We start from the raw sequence: 18,269 nt of genomic DNA on the forward strand, positions 1-18,269 counted from the left end.
GTATAAGCATGTCCCGCGTGCCGACCTCCGCCCTGACCGACCTGATCGACCTGGCCAAAGAACCCTCAAGCGCCAAGCGCCGCGAGCTTCTGCGTCAGGTGACCACCATTTTCATGACCCATCCCGAAGACATCAAGGATTCGGAAATGGCGCTTTACGATACGGTGATGAGCCAGTTATCGACCGATATGGAAACGATGGTGCGCGCCGAAATCGCCAACACGCTGGCCAGCGCCCGCGTGGCCCCCTTAGGCCTGCTGCGCAAGCTGGCCAGCGACCATATCGACGTGGCCGAGCCGATCCTGACGCGCTCCAGGGCTTTGAGCGAAAGCGATCTCGTTCATATCGTCTCGACGCAGGGCCAGGATCACCTGCGCGCCGTTTCGCGCCGTGAAAATGTGCCGGAAAGCGTGTCGGGCGTCATCGTCAAGCGCGGCGACGACACCACCTTACACACGCTTTTGTCCAATGACGGAGCGCGTTTGTCGCGCGCCTCTTCGGAAGAGGTCGTCCAGCGCGCCCAGGCCAATCCGGCCCTGCACGAGGTGGTGGTGGGCCGTTCCGATCTGCCGCCCGACCTGATGAACGACATGTATTTCGTGGTCGAAACCCGCCTGCGCGAACGCATTATCGCCGAAAATGCCAGGCTTGATCCCTCCGTGGTCGAAACGGCGCTGGCCAGGGGCCGCGACAAGGTGGCCGTGGCCTATGGCAGCTTCCCCGAAGACTATGAGCAGATTTCGGCCGATGTCGACGTCTTACGTAAAAACGAAAAACTGACCCCGTCCCTGCTCGCCAAATATATGCGCGACCCCAACCCGACCTGGTTTCTGGTGGCCCTGTCGCAAATGGCCGACATCGATTTCCTGACCGCGCGCCATCTGGTCGAAAAGCGCGAGATCGACGCTCTGGCCATCGCCTGCAAGGCCGCCGGGCTCGATAAGGCCCTGTTCCTGACCTACGCCATGATCATGCTGTCGGATTCAGAAAATGCGATGGGCCGCGCCGCCGATTATGCGAAGCTCTATACCGATCTGCCGCTCGAAACCGCCCAGCGCACCATCCGTTTCTGGCGCTTACGCCGCGGCGAAGGCCGCGCGGCTTAGGACGAGACAGACCCCATCATCATGTCCGGGTGACAGATGGCACATCCCTCCTCCCTGCGCGCAAGCGTGGGGAGGTGGCGCGCAGCGCCGGAGGGGTCGCTTTCTTCGACAAGTGGCTGAATGTCGATCCGTCCTAAACCCAGTCCGGATCGAGTTGCAGCCACATGGCGCGCGCCACGCCATCGGGATCATTGGCCAGCGTACAGCCCGTATCGACCAGAACAGTGGGCCGCGTCGCCACCGCATAGGCTGGCCAGTCGGCCACGCCCGGCGCGGACGGCTTGCCCGTATGGGCGAAGCTGGCCCAGATGGCGCTGAGATTGAGCGAAGCCGCCTTCACCCCCGGCCCATCGCCATGCAGGCCCTTTTCATCGAAATTGGCAAATGTCGGCCCGATGTCGGTGGCATGACCCGCGCCCAGCGTGGCCTTCGTGCCTGGCACCGGCAGGTTCGACGCATAATCCCAGCGATAGCGATAGACGGGCGCACCTTGCGCGGCCTTTCGGTCGGCCAGCACGGTCGTTTCGACGCCCATCGTGCGCGCCGTGGCGATCTTCAGATAAAGCTGCGATGGCGTAGCGACCGGGTATAGCTGGCGATAGGTGGCCAAAACCGTCGCAGCCTTGTCGCCATATTCGGTCTTCATCCGCGCCTCAAGCGCTGGCGCATCCATATTGAAAATCTCCGGCTGGCCCATGAAGAAGAAGGCCGCCTCGGTCTTGTTATTGGAAATCAGCAGGGGCACATCGGCGCACAGGGGTGTGGCCACCGGATCGAACGGATCGACTGGCAGGCATGTGCCATCCACCACCGGGCCGAAATGACCGGGCACGGTCGATTCCGAAAAGGAAATACCGGGCATGTCGGGTGCGGGCGGGGCGGTGAAACCCGGCGTCGCCTGCATCAATGGCCCCTGCCCGTTTTCACCGGCCCATTGCAGCTTGAGCAGGGTCTGCACCGGCACGTCGAGCAGTTTGCGCGCATCACTCAAGCCCAGCGCCCGCATCAGGCGCTGCGCTGTTTCGGCGGCCGTGGCGCGCGTCATGCGCCTGAGCTGCGCCCCGCTCTGGATACCCGCCTTGTGGAACAAACCCTTCGCCTGCGGCATACCGAGCAGCGTGCCCACCTTGGCACCGCCACCCGATTCACCAAAGACCGTTACATTGCGGGGATCGCCGCCAAAGGCCTCGATATGATCGCGCACCCATTCCAGCGAGGCGATTATATCAAACATCGATTGATTGCCGGATGTGGCATAGTCCTGCCCCAGCAAATCGCCGAGCCACAAAAAACCCAGCAGGCCGAGGCGGTGATTGGGGGCCACAACCACCACATCGTAAAGCGCCGCCAGCCGCGCCCCGTCCTGGGTGGGCGATCCGCCCGATCCGGTCGAATAGCCGCCGCCATGCAGATACACCATGACCGGGCGCTTGCGACCATCCTTGACCGCTGGCGTCCAGACATTGAGCACGAGGCAGTCTTCGCTGCGCGCCGGTTCCTGTTCGCCATAGGTCGAACCCGGCGTTTGCGGCGCGGGCGCGCCCAGCTTGAGCGCATCGAAAACGCCGCTCCACGGCGTCACCTTTGGCGGGGCTTTGAAACGGTTTGCACCCGACACCGAACCGGCATAGGGGACGCCCTTGAAGGCCACGGCCCCACGCTCATGGCCGCCGCGCACCCGACCGCTGGGGGTGTCTATCTCAACAAAGGGGGCGGTAATAAGGGTGGACGTAGCCAAATCCTGGGCATCCGCTTGGCCCGCCAAACCCGCAAAACCCAGACCACTTGTGACCAGACCGGCAGCCATTACGCTGCGGCGATTGAGATATGTCATGGCGTTGTCCCTGCTTGAGATTTTCAGGCAGGCTACGCCGCGCTTTTGGGAACGGCAAGGTTTTTGTTAGCGCTATCAGAAAATCAGGACTTTACCCGTTCCTGCAAGCTTCTGGCCGAAGCACTCAGGCCGCGCAATCCCTGTTCGGCAAAGATGTCGAGCGCCGCATCCAGTGCATAGGCCGCTTCGGTGCGCTCCATCATGAAGCCGGTCATATCGCCGCGCGCCACATAGAGCCGCGCCAACTGCATCTGAAGCACGGCCCAGGTGACCGGATCGTCCTGCGGCTTGGTAGCGCGCAAGGCGATCTTGAAATGCGCCTCGGCGGCGTCGAGCGCCTTTAAGTCGCCCTGACTTTCGGCATGGCGCGTATGGCACAGCGCCCGGTCTTCGATCAGGCTGGCGCGCAGTACCAGACCCTTTTGCAAGGGGCGCTTCAGGGCCAGATCATACACTTGCAAGGCGCGCTCATGCAGGTCGGCGTTCAGGGTCAGTTCGGCCAGAACCTGCAAACCCATGGCCAAAGCCTGCTGGTGCGTGGCCCAGTCGAGCGGCGAATGTTCGAAATCGAGACAGGCTTCGTCATTGGACAACAGGGCAATGCCCTCGCTGACCATATCGGGCCTGCCGTCGATCTCGCCCTTCCAGATCTGGGCCTGAGCCAGCCTGAGCAAGACGCGCGCATAGGTGACGGGCTCATAGGCCGGATCGAGCCTGGCCATCACGGCTTCGAAATCCCTGATCACCGCCGTCATCAGGCTGGAATCGCTGCGATCAAGCCCCACCTTCATCAAAAGGTCGGCGCGCTCAAAACGCGCCTGTGCGGCCTCAATCTTATCGGCACTGGCATGGCATTTCTGCACAAGCTGATCGGCGCGCTCGACGGCGCGATCAATGTGCGACATGGCCAGAAGCGCCAGTTCAAGGTCCCCGCCCACCCCTTGCGTCAGGGCCAGCCGCGCCGCCAGTTGCGCCTCGGCGCTGTTATAGCGGGCGCGCAGGGTTTCATCGTCCTGCACGGCGGGGCGGCCATTGGCCAGCAGGTCTTCCGCCGAAGACAGCAGATCGCCGGTTTCAAAAAGATCGTGGCTGAGCAGGCAGGTCTGGGCCTGCTCCAGCGCGGCCTGCGCCGCTTCGGCGGCGGTATGGGCATCCTTGCCCGCGTTTTCAGCCGCGGCGGCGGCGCGGCGCATGGCCACCGGATCGCCGGTGCGACGCGCATATTCGCGCCAGATGCGGGCCGCCTGAAGATAGGGGCTGAAACGGTCGCGCGTCGAAACCCGCCCGCCTTCAATATCGAACTGCCGCCCCTGCGCGATCAGCAATTGCAGGTTCATCAGCTCATACAGGCTGGTATCGGCATCGATCCGGTCGTGGTGACGGAAGATGCGCCGCAATTCGCGTCCGAACTCAAACATGCTGGCTCTGGTCAATGATCGGTCAAAAAACGTATCAGGACGATACGCTCCGCCTGCTCCTGAACCAACTTTGCAAACCCCGCGCCGTGGGCCCAATTGACGTTTGGAATTTTGGCAAATTTTCCATGACGATGGTTGTCAGCAGAAAAGTAACCCCTCCGCCGACTACGTCGGCACCTCCCCGCGTTTTAAGCGCAGAGAGGAGGGATGTGCCGCCATTCTTCCTCTCAATGCTATTACCTCCTCCCTGCGCATCGCGTGGGGAGGTGGCGAGCAAGCGAAGCGCGTCGAGACGGAGGGGTAAATCTTGACGAAAATCTAGCCGCCTGCTGCCCGCCCCGCCGCATCAAGCGCCGCGAAATCCGCATCACTGAGCGTCAGACCCGCCGCCTTCACATTGTCTTCGAGATGTTTCACCTGGCTGGTGCCGGGAATGGGCAGCATGACCTTTGAACGCTTCAGCATCCAGGCCAGGGTCACCTGCCCCTGCGTGGCGCTCAGCTTTTGCGCGATCATATCGACCAGGCCGCCAGGCTTTGCCAGCTTGCCCGCCGCCAGCGGATACCACGGAATAAAGCCGATACCCTCGGCCTCGCAATAGTCGAGCACATCCTCGCTCTGGCGCTCGATCAGATTAAACTTATTCTGCACGGTGGCGACCGGAAAGACCTTGCGTGCCGCCTTGATGTCTTCCACCGACACTTCCGACAGGCCCGCGTGATGGATGACGCCATCATCGAGCAGGCGCTTGACCGCATCAAACTGCTCATCGCGCGCCACCTTGGGGTCGATACGGTGCAACTGCCACAGATCGATGTGTTCGACGCCCAGTTGCTCGCGGCTTTTGTGCGCCTCGGCGATCAGATAGTCGGGATCGCCCTTCGGCGTCCAGATATTCGGCCCTTGCCGCGTCAGGCCCGCCTTGGTGGCGATGACCAGTCCGTCATAGGGATGCAGAGCCTCGCGGATCAGCTTTTCCGACACGTCAGGCCCATAGGAATCGGCGGTGTCGATGAAGTTGACGCCCAGTTCGGGCAGGCGCTTCAGGGTGCGGATCGCCTCGTCACGATCCTTTGGTTCCCCCCACACGCCGGGGCCGGTAATGCGCATGGCGCCGTAGCCCAGACGATGAACGGTGAGGTCGCCGCCGATGGAAAAGGTTGCGAGTGCGGTCATGGCTTGGCTCCTTCTGTGCAGAGACTACAGATAGGGGCTCATTCGCAGATCAAAAGGCGCTATGGCAGAAAAACCCCCAGGACGAATCGACATTCAGCCCCTTGCTGAAGAAAGTGCCCCCCTCCGTCTCGACGCGCTTCGCTTGCTCGACACCTCCCCCGTACGCTGCGCTACAGGAGAGGAGGGAGGCAGGCGGCACATCCCTCCTCCCTGTCGAGCGAAGCGAAAACGGGGAGGTGGCATCGAGCCCGACAGGGCGAAGATGACGGAGGGGTTTCTGAATGCCGATCCGTCTTAGAGCGGTTTGCATTCTGATTGAACCGGTCAAAGGCATGCAACCCGCTCTACATTTGGCGTTTTTCCGCATCTCGCCTTCAATTTGTAAGTCAAATTAAACGCTCGTTGTTCTAGCCGCGCTCTTTCGTCCGCTGGAAGCTGACATCCGGGAAGCGCTCGGCGACGTAATTGATCTCCCAGGCCGACTTCCCCAGGAAGACCGGCGCTTCGTCAATATCCGCCCCCATCGCCGAGCGATACTTACCGGCAAAATCCTCGATCTTGGCTGGATCACCGCCCAGCCAGCGCGCCTCAGAGAAGGGCGATGGCTCGAACAGGCATTCCAGCCCATATTCATTGGCCAGACGATCGGCCATCACCTCGAACTGGAGCTGACCCACCGCGCCGACGATGAAATCCGAACCGATCGAGGGGCGGAAAAGCTGCGTCACCCCCTCTTCGGCCAGGCTTTCCAGCGCCTTTTTCAGGTGCTTGGCCTTGAGCGGGTCTTTGACGCGCACGCGCTGCAAGATTTCCGGCGCAAAGTTCGGCAGACCGGCAAAGCGCACCGTGCCGCTTTCCGACAAACTATCCCCCACGCGCAAGACGCCGTGGTTCGGGATGCCGATCACGTCGCCGCCAAAGGCATTTTCGGCCAGTTCGCGGTCGGAGGCGAAGAACATGATCGGCGCATTGACCGAGATCTGCTTGGCCGTGTTCTGCACCTTCAGCTTCATGCCGCGCGTAAACTTGCCGGAGGTCAGTTTCAGCATGGCAATGCGGTCGCGGTGATTGGGGTCCATATTGGCCTGCACCTTGAACACGAAGCCCGTCACCTCTTTCTCGGTCGGATCGACGGTCGCATCGACGCCGTTTCTCGACGCCTTGACCCGCTTGGGTGGCGGCGCAAAACCGCCAATCGCCGCCAGCAACGGGTTGACGCCGTAATGGCGCAGCGCCGAGCCGAAGATCACCGGCGTCATATGGCCTTCCAGGAAGCTCATCCGGTCAAACGGCTTGAAGCCGCCCTCGATCAGCTCCGCCGTATCCTTCAGCTCGGCCAGTTCGGCAGCATCGAGCCAGCCCTTTGCCACAGCCTCATCGACCGGCACGGCCTCATCATGGCCCTGATCATATTCCGCGGCCGACTCGCGCCGGGTGAAGGGATGGAAAAGCCCGGTCTTCAGTTCGATCATGCCGCGAAAACGGTTACCCGAACCGGCGGGCCAGTAGAGCGGCGACGGGTCGAGTTGCAGCTTCGACGCCACCTCATCGAGCAGGGCCAGCGGGTCTTCGGCCTCGCGGTCCATCTTGTTGATGAAGGTGATGATCGGGATGTCGCGCAGGCGGCACACCTCGAACAGTTTCAGCGTCTGCGGCTCGATGCCCTTGGCGGCGTCCAGCACCATGACGGCGGCGTCGGCGGCGGTGAGCGTCCGGTAGGTGTCTTCCGAAAAGTCCTCGTGGCCCGGCGTGTCGAGCAGATTGAACATCAGCCCGTCATGCTCAAACGTCATGACCGAGGACGACACCGAAATACCGCGTTCCTTTTCGATCTTCATCCAGTCGGAGCGCGTGCGGCGGTTTTCACCGCGCGCCCTGACCTGCCCGGCGGCGCGGATCGAACCGCCCGCCAGCAGCAGATGCTCGGTCAGCGTCGTCTTACCGGCGTCCGGGTGCGAGATGATGGCGAAGGTTCTGCGCCGGGGCGCTTCGGTTTCGGGGGTGTTGGACATGGCCGTGGCGATACGGCTTTGGCGGGCAAAAGTCAAAGCAAGAAACCCCCGCAACATGCCTTCAGCAGAATAAGCCGTAGGGCTTATGCCAACTTGCGCAGACCAGAACCCATTCGGGTACAAGTTGATATTCGCTTTCCAAAACGGTCTATTTCGCCGTCGTCAGCACCACGCCGACCAGCACCGCCACATATTGCAGCACGGCACCGGTGATGACGTGGCCGTGCCAGATGGCGCGGCGGAATTTCAGCTTTTTCATCATGTAGAAGATGGTGCCGACCGAATAGACCACACCGCCGGTGGCCAGCAGGATCAGGGCGGCGGGCGGCACTTCGCGCACCATCGGCCGGATGGCGATCACCACCAGCCAGCCGAGCGCCAGATAAAGCGCCACCCAAAGCCCCTTGCCCCAGCCCGAATGCGACAGATTGGGCAGCAAAAGCTTACCCAACATGCCCAGGGCGGCCAGCGACCATACGGCCACACTCATCCACAGAGCCCAGCCGCCTTTCAGCGCCTGTGTGGTGAAGGGTGTATAGCTGGCGGCGATCATCAGAAAAATACCGGCATGATCGAGCCGGCGCAAAAAGGGCTGCCATGACGGCTTGGCGAAATTATAGGCAGTCGAAAAGGCCAGCATGGCGATCATGCCGACCGCATAGACGATCACCGCCGCCACCTTGCCGATCAGGCCATGACTGACGGCCAGACCCAGCGCCACACCGCCGCCGAACAGCGCAAAAGCCAGCCCGATGATATGCACGATCAGATCGGCATGGCGCGCCCAGGCGGTGGGGTAATGCGGCAAGGTCAGCTTGATATTCATGGCTTCAGTTTACGCCTTTCACAGCTTTACGGCCAATCACGTCACATCAACAATCATGTCGTCGTAAACTGACGTTAGCGTAAGCTTATCCATGCCGCAAGCCCATGCGACATCAGGCCGCCATGCGGTGCCAGACCTCGTAATCAACCTTATGGGCATCAAGCTGGCCGCACATCTGCTGTTCGTACATCATGCCCATCGCCATTTCGTTCAGCGATTTGAAGCTGGCCTCCACCTGTTCCACCCCGCCCACGCCCGTGGCCATAAACTGGGCGGCATTGACGCGCGGCATTTTGAGCTGGATCAGATAGGCCAGTCGGCGGGCGCGTTCGGCATTATGACGGTGGGCCTGTGCGTCTTCTGCAAACATTTCCTTGCCGAGTTGCGCAATATAGTCAGCGCTCAGCGACGCAAAACGATCCGCATCAAGCGGGTGCATCATGTTGGCGGGTTCAAGTTGCAGGACAAGGTCATTGAGGAGGAAATACAAACGAATACCCATAGGTCGGTTACGCGGTATTTCACCCTAGCTGAAAGGTTTTGTTTTTTAATTGAAGAAGACGGTGAACGCGGCGTTCACCCTGTTTCGCCGGAGCCTTCGGGCGCGCCCTCAACCTTTTCCGTCAGGAAGTGCCGCCCGTGCGCATCCTCGATCTCGACCACCCACAGATCGGGATCATAACGAAGCTGGCGCTCCGTATAGAGGTCAAGCGCGCCCTCGTCCAGACTGTCGAGCGGCCTTATCCACACGGTTTCATCGCCCATCGTCACCTCACGCAGCAGATAGGCGTCGCGCGTGCGCAGATTGACCACCTTCAGCAGCACCGAACCGTGGGCGCGGTCGCCGCGCTTCGCCACATAGGCAAAGCCGCCCGCCAGCCCCGCCCGCCGAACCAGCGCCGAAACCCACATATCCGCATTGAGTAACATAGGCTTAACCCTGTTTGGCAACCAGACCCTAAGCCTGCTGCCTTATAGTGCATGTCATACCAGGCGTTCCTATAGCAAAAGCGGCGGCATGAAAAAAACATATCCCGGCACGAAAGCGGCTCTGAAGCGCAGCCTGACAGGCGCGCTGGCTGGTTTTGCCGCCTTCTGTCTGGCCGCCGCCCCCGCCGTTATCGCCGCCGACGCCGCCGATGCCGTCACCGCCACCACGGTCAGCCGCTATTTCCTGGCCAATGCCGATGCGCGCTGCCACGCCCTGCCCGATGCCGCCGCCACGGCGCTGAAGGCCGGTTATCTGCAAGCGCGCAACACAGCCTTGCGCGCCGGTCACAGCATGGACGATCTTGGCCCGTGGCTGGCGCGCGCCCGCGCCGCCGCCTTGGCTACACCTTGCGATGATCCGCGCCTCACCAGCGATTTCGCCACGGCCGACAGCGCCTATCGCGGCTTCATCGCCCAGAGCCATCTCACCCTGCCCGGCACACGCAGTGTCTGGAGCGCCGACCGCAGCTTTGCTGAGAATGATGCGTGGCGGCTGGTGCAATATCAGCACCTGGCCGATGCCGATCTCGCTTTTGGCCTGTATGGCCCGCTCGACCATGCACGCTTCACCGTCATGGCGCATTTTGCCGATGGTGCGCAGCCTTATGCGGCGCGGCTTTTGCTGCGCGATGCTGATCGCGTCGCCAATGGCCTGATCGACCTGTCGCCGCAGAGCGTCTCAACCCTGCCGCCTGCCGGATTCACCGGTGATGCGCCACTCGCCTTCATGGCGCGCGCTTCCGCCACCCTCGACACGGTACTGAGCGCCGCCCCGCATACCAATCTGGCCGGTTTCACCGTCACTGGCGACTATGCCGGCAAGGCCGTTCCGGTCAGCGCCGTGCGCTTCGATTTCCCCAGCCGGTCGTGGCCTGCCATTGCGCGCCTTGATCCGCGCGAGGATATGGTGGTCGAGTTCGATTTCGACGACGGCCCGCGTTATGTCCGCTTCGAGGTCGGCGACTTCATGACCGGGCTGATGTACGTCTCCCTGCCCCAGCCCTACAGCCACGCCCAGGGCCCGGCGCAGGACTGATCAGCTTTTCGGCGGGCGGATCACGAATTCGCCAAAGCCATGCAGGCTGTCGGACGCGCGGTGAATATCTTCCAGCGGATTATAGACCGGATATTGCGCCGCATGGACGAAAGCTTCCAGCGACTGCACCACGGCCTGGGTGTCGCCGTCCGTGCCCGGCCCCGCCATATCTGTGCCTTCCGGCTTTTTTTCCGAATCGCTGAGAGGATCAGCCAGCGGCAGCAGCGGCTGGTCGGGGTCGGCCTCGACCTGGACGCGCGGCAGCACCACCGTCACCCGGGTGCCTTCGCCCAGCACCGAATGCAGGCTCATCCGCCCGCCCAGCAAATGAGCCATAGCCTTGACGATAGACAGGCCCAGCCCCGTGCCCATAGCGCGCTGTTCGGCGGGCCCGCCCTGTTCATAGGGCTGGCCGATGCGCTGTAAATCCTCAGGCCCGATACCGATACCGGTATCGCTGATGATGATACTGACCCCGCCTTCCACCGCCCTGAGATCAAGCCCGACATGGCCTTCGCGCGGCGTGAACTTCAAGGCGTTGGCCAACAGGTTCAGGCATATCTGCTTGACCGCGCGGCGATCAGCCTGAACGCTCAGGGGCCCCGGCGGCAATTGGCTGACAATCTCTATCCCCTTGTCGTGCGCCTGAGCGCGCAACAGGCGCAAGGCCTGCGAAACGGGTTCGCGGATATCGAACACCTCAAGGCTCAACTCGTATTTTTGCGCCTCGATCTTCGACATATCGAGAATATCATTGATCAGGTCGAGGACGTGCTGGCCCGATTCCCAGATCAGTTGCGCATATTCGGTATATTTGGGCGACAGCTCACCGAAAAGCTGCTGGCGCATAATGTCCGAAAAGCCGATGACGGCGTTGAGCGGTGTGCGCAATTCATGGCTCATACTGGCCACGAAGCGCGTCTTGCCCTGATTCAGCGCCTCGGCCTCGCCGCGCGCGGCCTCCAGCCCCGCCTCATGGGCGTGTTGCAGCGATGCGTCGCGCATCACGCCATACAGACGGCCATCCTCACCCTTGCGCAAACTTAGGGCTACATAGTGATCCAGCCCGGCATGGGGCGTAAACCCGACTTCTGAGCGGCCATCGCGTAAGGCTGTTTCCAGCGCCGCCGTCACATGGACGCGATCCGGCACATGCGCCGCCCCGCTCAGCCCCACCTGACGCAAGCCCTTGAGATCGACCCCCGCCGGAGCTTCACCAAAGGCCGACACCATCCGTCCCGCCGTATCGAGGCACACGATCAGGGCCGGTTGCTCGGTCAACATGCGAAAAAGCCTGGCGCGCGCCTCCTCGGCATCGACGGCGCGCTCCACCCGCACCCGCAGGGCGGGCAACAGTGCCACACCCAGTCCTACAACCAGCGAAAACACTGAAAACAGCGACAGCCAAAGGCTGGCCTGCGCGCCGGGCGTGGGCATTTCCTGCCACAGGCTGACAAAGGCCGCCAGCAATGTCACCACGAAGGCCAGTGTGGCCCCCAACGAGATCAGCACACGCTGATTGAGCACCACGGCGGCCACCATCGGCATGGCCACCCAGGCCGCCAGCGGGCCGGTCAGGCCGCCGGTCAGACTCACCGCCACCGCCGCCCCCAGTGTCCAGGCCCAGATCACCACACGCCGGTTCAGATAATTGTCCTGCGACAACAGCAGCACGCAGCACACTCCCGGCATCGCCATGGACAGCAGCGCCACGATCACCGACAGGGATACGGGCAGGAACAGCATCCCCAACATGGCCAGCAGTACAAAGCCTGCCCAGCCGAAATGCCACACGACCACACCAAGGCGCAGGCCGCTGACGGCCTGTCCCTGCGATTTCATGGCAGTCTCAACGTCGGCTTTCAGCGACACGCCCGCGGCTTTCTCGTTTTACATCAGGTTCGCGCGACATCTTCGCCTGCGACGATTCTCAAACTTTTGAATCTTACCCGTTCTGTAGCAAATTACGAAACCTCTCCCCCGGCAAGCGAAGAATCCCGCTATGCACACACAATTGCGAGACATAATTTTAGCTCAGACGACGCCAGGCCTGGTGAGCCACGACATAACCAGCCGGTAAGGCAAACTTAAGACCGCCCGTCTATGTTGCCCGATGGGCGAGCGTGACCGGCTCAGATGCCCCAGGGTTTTTTCATGGCTTACCCCCAGCACACCGAGCCTGCGCCCGGCGAAGCACCGGGCTGGATGCTTGATCCGGCGGCCTCGCCTGACCGCGACACGGCGCGACGCGCCTTTCTGCGCATGGTCAGCCACGAATTGCGCACTCCGCTCAATTCGATTATCGGTTTTTCCGAAATCCTGCGCAGCGAACTTTACGGCCCGCTCGGATCACCGCAATATATTGAATATGCAGGCATTATACGCGACAGCGGCACGCGCCTGTTAAGCCTGTTCAACAATGTGCTCGACATGATGCGCCTCGAAGGCGGCGGCGATTTCCATCCTGTGCCGGAGCCGGTTCTGCCCTGGCTGGAAGAGGCCGTGGCGCGCGTACAGACTCTGGCGACAGAGCGCGGCATCGCCTTGCGCATTCTGCCCAGCGAAGAGGGCCTGCAAGCCGTCTGCGATCCCAAGGGGCTGATGGCCTGTCTCGATCATCTGCTGCATAATGCCATTGATTTCACCGCCCAGGGCGATGTCATCGAAATCAAGGCGCGCCAGTGCGGCGACAGGGTCGATATTTCCGTTTTCAATCGCGGCAAAGCCCCCGCGCCTGACGATATTGCCCGCCTGATGCGGCCTTTTGAGCAGGGCGAACCGGCTTTGAGCCGCACCCGCGAAGGTGCCGGTCTCGGCTGGCCGATCGTCAGGCTGACCTGTAACGCGATGGGCGGCGAATTCGGCGTCATTACCCGCCAGGGCGAGGCGCTGAAGGCCGTGCTGCGCTTTGCGGCGGCTTAAAAAGTGTAAAGACTTGCACTACGCCGAACAGGCCGCATATAGAGCCAGACCCTTCCTTTAAAAGACCTTGCCCATATGTCCTTTGCCGCCTCCGATGTGTCCAGCCGCCTCAACGACCTGCTTGAGGAATTCGAGCTGTTCGACGACTGGGAGGAGCGCTACCGCTATATTATCGATCTCGGCAAGAATCTGACACCGCTCTCGCCGGAAGAAAAAAACGAAGCCACGCGCGTGCGCGGCTGCGCCTCTCAGGTCTGGCTGGTGATGGATCCGGCCCCGCCGGGCATTCTGAAGTTTCGCGGCGATTCCGACGCCTTTATCGTCAGGGGTCTGATCGCCATACTGATCCGCCTGCTCAATGACCGGCCCTATAGTGAGATTCAGGACTTCTCCATCCGCGATACGCTGACAAGGCTCGGCCTCGACGAAGCCCTGTCATCGCAGCGCACCAATGGCCTGATGTCGATGGTGGAACGCCTCAAGCGCGCCACCGCCTGACATTTCAAGCAGGTTGGGGCTCAAAAGTTTGACATCCTTGGGTTCAGGGGCGTTTTGCAGGCAGGCTTCCAGCCTTTCCAGCCGGGCATCGAAAAGAGCATCGTCGCGCAAATCCTCGATCAGGCGGCAGGCATGGCCCGCCGTGGTGCGGTCGCGCCCGAAGGCCCGGCCCACGCGCGCCAGCGGCCATTGCCAGGCCACATAGGACAGATACATGGCAATCTGCCGCGCTCGCGCCGCGCGGGCATGGTTGCGCGTTTCGCAGGCGATCTGATGGGCCGGAACGCCCGTGGCCAGGGCCACAAGCTCCATCACGAAAAGCGCCCGCTCCTCATCGCCATGCACCTGTGTTGAGCTACCGCTTTCCATGCCGTTCTTATCCGCCGTCCGTCCCTTTATCATCGCCTATAGCCTCGTAAAATCCGCGCCCTCATGACACAGCACGGATCATAGGAGTTTGGCCAATATAGAGGATAACTTTCCTATTGAAACATAATTATAGGCATATAATCCTCTTTGATACACCTATAGCGCGCATATTTTGATATAATTCTTTTTTGGTGTTTCCCCGCGCACAAAGAAAATTGCACCGGGGACAAGATCGCCAGGCAGAGGATCACAACGGCTTGCCGTCGAACTTTCAGGAGGCCGAGCGGATTCCGCTATTGACCAGATCAACCCTGCCGATCAGGGCGTCATGGCCCAGAATCATATCGACATTTCGTCCATCGCTGGACAGGGGCAGGCGCAGCCAAAACAGGCTGAGCGAGGCTGCGCCGCGCCAGGCCATCGAATGCAGGCCGACATTCGGCTTGCGCTGCGACACCACGAAATCGAGATGTTCGGCCCAGTATTCGGCTTCTTGCGGCGTATAGATGGCGTCGAGCGTCTTGCCGGTGATTTCCTCGCCATAGGCGGTGAACAGCTCGGTGCCCGCCAGACGCTGCCGAAAGGCGGCGGCCCTCACGCCGGCTTCGCAATCCAGCACATCGATCAGGCTGATGGTAGGCAGGCGCAGGCGGATAGCCACCGGATCGAGGTCGGCGCGCGCAGGCAGACGGCCACGACGACGCAGGCTCTTCCAGTAGCGGAAAATGGCTTCATGCGCTTGCAACGCCACCAGCATTTCGGAAGCTAACCCAGCCATATGTGATAAGCGCTACTGCCCCAGCGTAAATGTCATACCGAATCACCCAAATTCACCTTCTCTTAACTGGTGATTCCTTGGCAAGCAAAAAAGGGTTAACGGCGCCTTTCACATTCTGCCAGCGCATGTGCATAACCGCCCGCACGCCCATAAAAAAAGCTCCGGTCATCAAACCGGAGCCTTGATTCTTAAAACCCTGTTCGGCGGCTTATGCCTTAACGCGGGCCTTGCGTGCCACCTGACGGCCGCCCTGACCGAGCCCCATCTGCTTGGCAAGGTCGGAGCGCGCCTTGGCATAGTTGGGTGCCACCATCGGATAGTCTTTCGCCAGTCCCCATTTGGCGCGATAATCTTCCGGGCTCATGCCGTACTTGGTGCGCAAATGGCGTTTCAGCGATTTAAACTTGCGTCCGTCTTCTAAACAGACGATGAAATCAGAAGAAATGGACTTCTTGACAGAAACCGCTGGCTCCTTGGGAGCTTCGGTCTTGGTTTCCTCGCCCGACGATATTGCATTCAGAGCCTGATACACGCTTTGAATGAGCGCAGGTAACTCGCTGGCGGGCATTGAATTATTGCCGACAAAGGCGGAAACGATATCCGCTGTCATATCCAGGGCGTCAGTCTTGCTTTCCATTACTAAATCCTTTGAAAACCACGCGCTTTACCTAGGCCAAGGTCTTGACTTATTCAAGTCTGAATATGCAAAAAAACGCAGATGGCGATGTAAAGCAAATGTTTTACTTAAGGTCAGGCCGAAAATTCTGCTTTCAGGACTTCAAATCCTGAGCGAAAGCCAGCATGGCGGCGCGCTGCGGCACACTCATCGAATCAAGATCAGCGTCCTCGCCCGAAGCAATGGCGCGCAACATGACATGGGTGAGCGCCGACGACAAAGACCAGTTCCAGTAACGCAGCACCGTCTGGGCGCGGTCGGTGGCCAGGGTGTCGTAGGTGACCAGCACATTGGCCAGGTCGGGATGGGTACGGCCATCGGCGTCGCGCAAAGGTCGGCGCAGCGCCTTCCACAAAGCGCGCAGCGCCTTGCGTGACAGGCCGGTGGCCTTGCACAGCACGGCCAGCCCCTCGCCGCCGCGATCGCGCAACAGCTTGGCGCCCGTGGTGGGCTTGATGCCGGACAGATAGGCGATTTCCTCAGCCACCTTGCGCGTCATGCCATTCTTGGCGGCTTCAGCAATGGCGTCTTCCAGCGAGGCATAGGGGCTTTTTTTGAGCGCCTCGCGGTTGCGCTGGCGGCGCTCGATGAATTGCAGCGCCTTGCGCGACAAAGGATCCTGCCACTTTTCCTGCGCCACCATGCCGAACACATCCGACGCCATATCCTGCATGATGTCGCGGTTGACACCAAAGCGCGTCAGAATCTGACGGCGGCAGTCGGCATCGGCCCACCAGAACAGCACATAGGCCGAGGACGGGCGCATTTCGCTGCGCTTCATGAGCAGAGGAATGAGATGCGGATGATCCTGACTCATGGCCACAATGGCCTCCAGCGCCGGTTGCGACAGGCGGGCGCGCAGATTTTTGAGCAGGATCTCGATCACGGTGATGTCGCCGGTATCAACCAGGGCTTCACACAGTATGCCCGGCAATTCCTTGCGCGCAGCCAGCAGCCTGTGGTGATCGCTGTTGCCGTTGCGGGCGCAGAAATGCAGGTCGCTGTCGCCCAGGGCGTCGCAGTTCTCGATCAGGTGCTGCGCCACGTCTGGCGCATCGATGATCAGCACGCGCACCAGTGAATTGGGCACTTCCGCCAAGATGCTGACGCGCCTGGCCACACGCACCCGGTCGGCCAGCGCCGATTCGCGCAGCATCTCGACCAGCAGATCGGCGGTGACGGCGCGCTCGAAGGCGTTGATCCGGCTTTCCGGCAGGCAGACCACATCGGCGAGGCGGCGCATAAGCACATGGCGCGCCTGAAATTTCGGTTCAGGCTGCGCTGAGTCGTCCGCGCGCACAGCCTCGGAATCCACACCTTCCTCAGGCATGGCGAAGGCACCGGCGGACGCGCTTGAAATCGACATGGCCGCGATCATGCGCGCCATCCGTTAATCTTTTGTGTAGCACGATTAAGGATGGCGCCGCAGACGCATTAAAGCCCGTCGAACAGGGCGGTCGACAGGTAACGTTCGGCAAAGGACGGGATGATGGCCACAATCGTCTTGCCGGCATACGCATCCTGCGTTGCCAGACGAAAGGCCACTTCGAGCGCCGCGCCCGACGAAATTCCGACCGGCAGCCCCTCTAAGCTGGCCGATTTGCGCGCCATAGCAAAGGCGGCGTCATTGCTGACCTTTTCCACGCCATCGATCACGCCACGATCCAGAATGGCGGGCACGAAACCCGCGCCTATGCCCTGAATCTTATGCGGCCCCGGTTCGCCGCCCGACAGGATGGCCGAGGATTCCGGCTCGATAGCGATCATTTTCACCGACGGCTTTTTCGCCTTCAGCACTTCGCCGACGCCCGAAATCGTGCCGCCCGTGCCGACGCCCGACACCACTACATCGACGGCCCCATCCGTATCGTTCCAGATTTCTTCGGCGGTCGATAGACGATGGACGAGCGGATTGGCCTCATTTTCAAACTGGGCAGGGATAATGGCACCGGGTGTTTCGGCCAGCAGTTCCTGCGCGCGGTTGATCGCGCCGCGCATCCCCTTTTCCGCCGGGGTCAGTTCGAGGCGAGCGCCGAGCAGCAACAGCATTTTGCGGCGTTCGATCGACATCGATTCCGGCATGACCAGAATGCACTTATAGCCCTTGGCGGCCGAGACGAAGGCGAGCGCAATGCCGGTATTGCCGGATGTGGCCTCGATGATCGTGCCGCCCGGCTTCAGCTTGCCTGAGGCTTCGGCGGCCTCGATCATGGCGATGCCGATGCGATCCTTGACCGAGGACAGCGGATTGAAAAATTCAAGCTTGGCCAGAACAGTGGCTTTCGCCCCCAGCGCTTCGGACAGGCGCGGCAGGCGGATCAGCGGCGTATCGCCCATCGTATCGAGGATCGAATCGAAAATCTTGCCGCGCCCTTTGCGGGCCAGTTTATGGCTGCCGGTCGCTGGGCCTGTCGATGATGAGGAATTGGCCATGAGTGTCTCCTGAAAGTTTCTGGTGGCGTTTTCTGATGGAGCGTTCAAAACGAGGGGTTTGCGGTAACACAATGCTTTTACGCACTGAAGGCCTGCCCTTCCGTTAAGATGATTTTAAAATATCTTATATCGTCCTGACTTCAAATTTAAGGCAAATCAGCTCACATGAATAGTGAGTTCCGCTAAACCCTGACA

The 18,269-nt window shown here is 61.1% G+C and carries 17 protein-coding genes; 4 read left to right on the forward strand and 13 right to left on the reverse strand.

Features of this window, described 5'->3' with window-relative positions; genetic code table 11:
• Positions 1-8: 8 nt before the first annotated feature.
• Complete coding sequence (locus QB905_RS08660) at positions 9-1,106, forward strand: DUF2336 domain-containing protein (RefSeq protein WP_282974417.1); 1,098 nt, start codon at positions 9-11, stop codon at positions 1,104-1,106.
• A gap of 133 nt (positions 1,107-1,239) precedes the next feature.
• Here QB905_RS08660 and QB905_RS08665 read toward each other — a convergent pair whose 3' ends face one another.
• From QB905_RS08665 to QB905_RS08695, 7 genes are all read right to left on the reverse strand, one after another.
• Positions 1,240-2,940, reverse strand: a complete 1,701-nt coding sequence (locus tag QB905_RS08665) for a carboxylesterase/lipase family protein (RefSeq protein WP_282974418.1) — start codon at positions 2,938-2,940, stop codon at positions 1,240-1,242.
• A gap of 83 nt (positions 2,941-3,023) precedes the next feature.
• Positions 3,024-4,358: a hypothetical protein gene (locus QB905_RS08670; RefSeq protein WP_282974420.1), complete on the reverse strand. Its 1,335-nt coding sequence runs from the start codon at positions 4,356-4,358 to the stop codon at positions 3,024-3,026.
• Between the two features lie 318 nt (positions 4,359-4,676).
• Complete coding sequence (locus QB905_RS08675) at positions 4,677-5,534, reverse strand: aldo/keto reductase (protein WP_282974421.1); 858 nt, start codon at positions 5,532-5,534, stop codon at positions 4,677-4,679.
• Positions 5,535-5,941: 407 nt separating this feature from the next.
• Positions 5,942-7,546 (reverse strand): peptide chain release factor 3, encoded by a 1,605-nt coding sequence (locus tag QB905_RS08680; RefSeq protein ID WP_282975605.1) that lies wholly within the window; start codon positions 7,544-7,546, stop codon positions 5,942-5,944.
• Positions 7,547-7,694: 148 nt separating this feature from the next.
• Positions 7,695-8,372 carry a PAQR family membrane homeostasis protein TrhA gene (gene trhA, locus QB905_RS08685; RefSeq protein ID WP_282974422.1) on the reverse strand — a complete coding sequence of 226 codons (678 nt, stop codon included), beginning with the start codon at positions 8,370-8,372 and terminating at the stop codon, positions 7,695-7,697.
• 112 nt (positions 8,373-8,484) lie between these two features.
• Entirely contained in the window at positions 8,485-8,874 is a 390-nt protein-coding gene (locus QB905_RS08690; protein WP_282974424.1) for a hypothetical protein, read from the reverse strand.
• A 74-nt stretch (positions 8,875-8,948) separates the two neighbouring features.
• Entirely contained in the window at positions 8,949-9,302 is a 354-nt protein-coding gene (locus QB905_RS08695) for a DUF1491 family protein (RefSeq protein ID WP_282974425.1), read from the reverse strand.
• 88 nt (positions 9,303-9,390) lie between these two features.
• On the opposite strand from QB905_RS08695, the gene QB905_RS08700 reads away from it, so the two are divergent.
• Positions 9,391-10,398 (forward strand): hypothetical protein, encoded by a 1,008-nt coding sequence (locus tag QB905_RS08700; protein ID WP_282974426.1) that lies wholly within the window; start codon positions 9,391-9,393, stop codon positions 10,396-10,398.
• On the opposite strand, the gene QB905_RS08705 is transcribed toward QB905_RS08700, so the two are convergent.
• Entirely contained in the window at positions 10,399-12,240 is a 1,842-nt protein-coding gene (locus QB905_RS08705) for a HAMP domain-containing sensor histidine kinase (RefSeq protein WP_282974428.1), read from the reverse strand. It lies immediately after the preceding gene.
• A 312-nt stretch (positions 12,241-12,552) separates the two neighbouring features.
• On the opposite strand from QB905_RS08705, the gene QB905_RS08710 reads away from it, so the two are divergent.
• Both QB905_RS08710 and QB905_RS08715 read left to right on the forward strand, forming a co-directional pair.
• Positions 12,553-13,320 (forward strand): sensor histidine kinase, encoded by a 768-nt coding sequence (locus QB905_RS08710; protein WP_282974430.1) that lies wholly within the window; start codon positions 12,553-12,555, stop codon positions 13,318-13,320.
• Between the two features lie 75 nt (positions 13,321-13,395).
• The gene (locus QB905_RS08715; protein WP_282974432.1) at positions 13,396-13,818 is read left to right on the forward strand and encodes a SufE family protein; all 423 of its coding nucleotides are present in this window, start codon (positions 13,396-13,398) and stop codon (positions 13,816-13,818) included.
• Here the strand turns inward: QB905_RS08715 and QB905_RS08720 are convergent.
• From QB905_RS08720 to cysK, 5 genes are all read right to left on the reverse strand, one after another.
• Positions 13,756-14,220, reverse strand: a complete 465-nt coding sequence (locus tag QB905_RS08720) for a helix-turn-helix domain-containing protein (RefSeq protein ID WP_282974434.1) — start codon at positions 14,218-14,220, stop codon at positions 13,756-13,758. The genes QB905_RS08715 and QB905_RS08720 overlap by 63 nt on opposite strands.
• Before the next feature lie 238 nt (positions 14,221-14,458).
• Positions 14,459-14,965 (reverse strand): motility/cell cycle regulatory protein MopJ, encoded by a 507-nt coding sequence (mopJ, locus tag QB905_RS08725; RefSeq protein WP_282974436.1) that lies wholly within the window; start codon positions 14,963-14,965, stop codon positions 14,459-14,461.
• Between the two features lie 208 nt (positions 14,966-15,173).
• A complete protein-coding gene (locus tag QB905_RS08730) occupies positions 15,174-15,602 on the reverse strand; it encodes a Ros/MucR family transcriptional regulator (RefSeq protein WP_282974438.1) in 429 nt (142 codons plus the stop codon).
• Between the two features lie 133 nt (positions 15,603-15,735).
• On the reverse strand, positions 15,736-16,971 hold the full coding sequence (locus QB905_RS08735) for a DUF2336 domain-containing protein (protein ID WP_282975606.1): 1,236 nt from the start codon (positions 16,969-16,971) through the stop codon (positions 15,736-15,738).
• A gap of 104 nt (positions 16,972-17,075) precedes the next feature.
• Positions 17,076-18,074: a cysteine synthase A gene (cysK, locus tag QB905_RS08740; RefSeq protein WP_282974439.1), complete on the reverse strand. Its 999-nt coding sequence runs from the start codon at positions 18,072-18,074 to the stop codon at positions 17,076-17,078.
• Between the last annotated feature and the right edge of the window lie 195 nt (positions 18,075-18,269).

This window comes from Asticcacaulis sp. EMRT-3 (assembly GCF_030027245.1).
Taxonomy (GTDB): domain Bacteria; phylum Pseudomonadota; class Alphaproteobacteria; order Caulobacterales; family Caulobacteraceae; genus Asticcacaulis.

What these genes read in the sequence shown, in the direction of transcription:
- QB905_RS08705 (WP_282974428.1), bottom strand. Translation starts at nt 12,240, where the DNA reads ATGAAATCGCAGGGACAGGCCGTCAGCGGCCTGCGCCTTGGTGTGGTC.
- QB905_RS08735 (WP_282975606.1), bottom strand. Translation starts at nt 16,971, where the DNA reads ATGCCTGAGGAAGGTGTGGATTCCGAGGCTGTGCGCGCGGACGACTCA.
- QB905_RS08730 (WP_282974438.1), bottom strand. Translation starts at nt 15,602, where the DNA reads ATGGAAAGCAAGACTGACGCCCTGGATATGACAGCGGATATCGTTTCC.
- mopJ (WP_282974436.1), bottom strand. Translation starts at nt 14,965, where the DNA reads ATGGCTGGGTTAGCTTCCGAAATGCTGGTGGCGTTGCAAGCGCATGAA.
- QB905_RS08670 (WP_282974420.1), bottom strand. Translation starts at nt 4,358, where the DNA reads ATGTTTGAGTTCGGACGCGAATTGCGGCGCATCTTCCGTCACCACGAC.
- QB905_RS08680 (WP_282975605.1), bottom strand. Translation starts at nt 7,546, where the DNA reads ATGTCCAACACCCCCGAAACCGAAGCGCCCCGGCGCAGAACCTTCGCC.
- QB905_RS08695 (WP_282974425.1), bottom strand. Translation starts at nt 9,302, where the DNA reads ATGTTACTCAATGCGGATATGTGGGTTTCGGCGCTGGTTCGGCGGGCG.
- QB905_RS08710 (WP_282974430.1), top strand. Translation starts at nt 12,553, where the DNA reads ATGGCTTACCCCCAGCACACCGAGCCTGCGCCCGGCGAAGCACCGGGC.
- cysK (WP_282974439.1), bottom strand. Translation starts at nt 18,074, where the DNA reads ATGGCCAATTCCTCATCATCGACAGGCCCAGCGACCGGCAGCCATAAA.
- QB905_RS08690 (WP_282974424.1), bottom strand. Translation starts at nt 8,874, where the DNA reads ATGGGTATTCGTTTGTATTTCCTCCTCAATGACCTTGTCCTGCAACTT.
- QB905_RS08665 (WP_282974418.1), bottom strand. Translation starts at nt 2,940, where the DNA reads ATGACATATCTCAATCGCCGCAGCGTAATGGCTGCCGGTCTGGTCACA.
- QB905_RS08720 (WP_282974434.1), bottom strand. Translation starts at nt 14,220, where the DNA reads ATGATAAAGGGACGGACGGCGGATAAGAACGGCATGGAAAGCGGTAGC.
- QB905_RS08660 (WP_282974417.1), top strand. Translation starts at nt 9, where the DNA reads ATGTCCCGCGTGCCGACCTCCGCCCTGACCGACCTGATCGACCTGGCC.
- trhA (WP_282974422.1), bottom strand. Translation starts at nt 8,372, where the DNA reads ATGAATATCAAGCTGACCTTGCCGCATTACCCCACCGCCTGGGCGCGC.
- QB905_RS08675 (WP_282974421.1), bottom strand. Translation starts at nt 5,534, where the DNA reads ATGACCGCACTCGCAACCTTTTCCATCGGCGGCGACCTCACCGTTCAT.
- QB905_RS08715 (WP_282974432.1), top strand. Translation starts at nt 13,396, where the DNA reads ATGTCCTTTGCCGCCTCCGATGTGTCCAGCCGCCTCAACGACCTGCTT.
- QB905_RS08700 (WP_282974426.1), top strand. Translation starts at nt 9,391, where the DNA reads ATGAAAAAAACATATCCCGGCACGAAAGCGGCTCTGAAGCGCAGCCTG.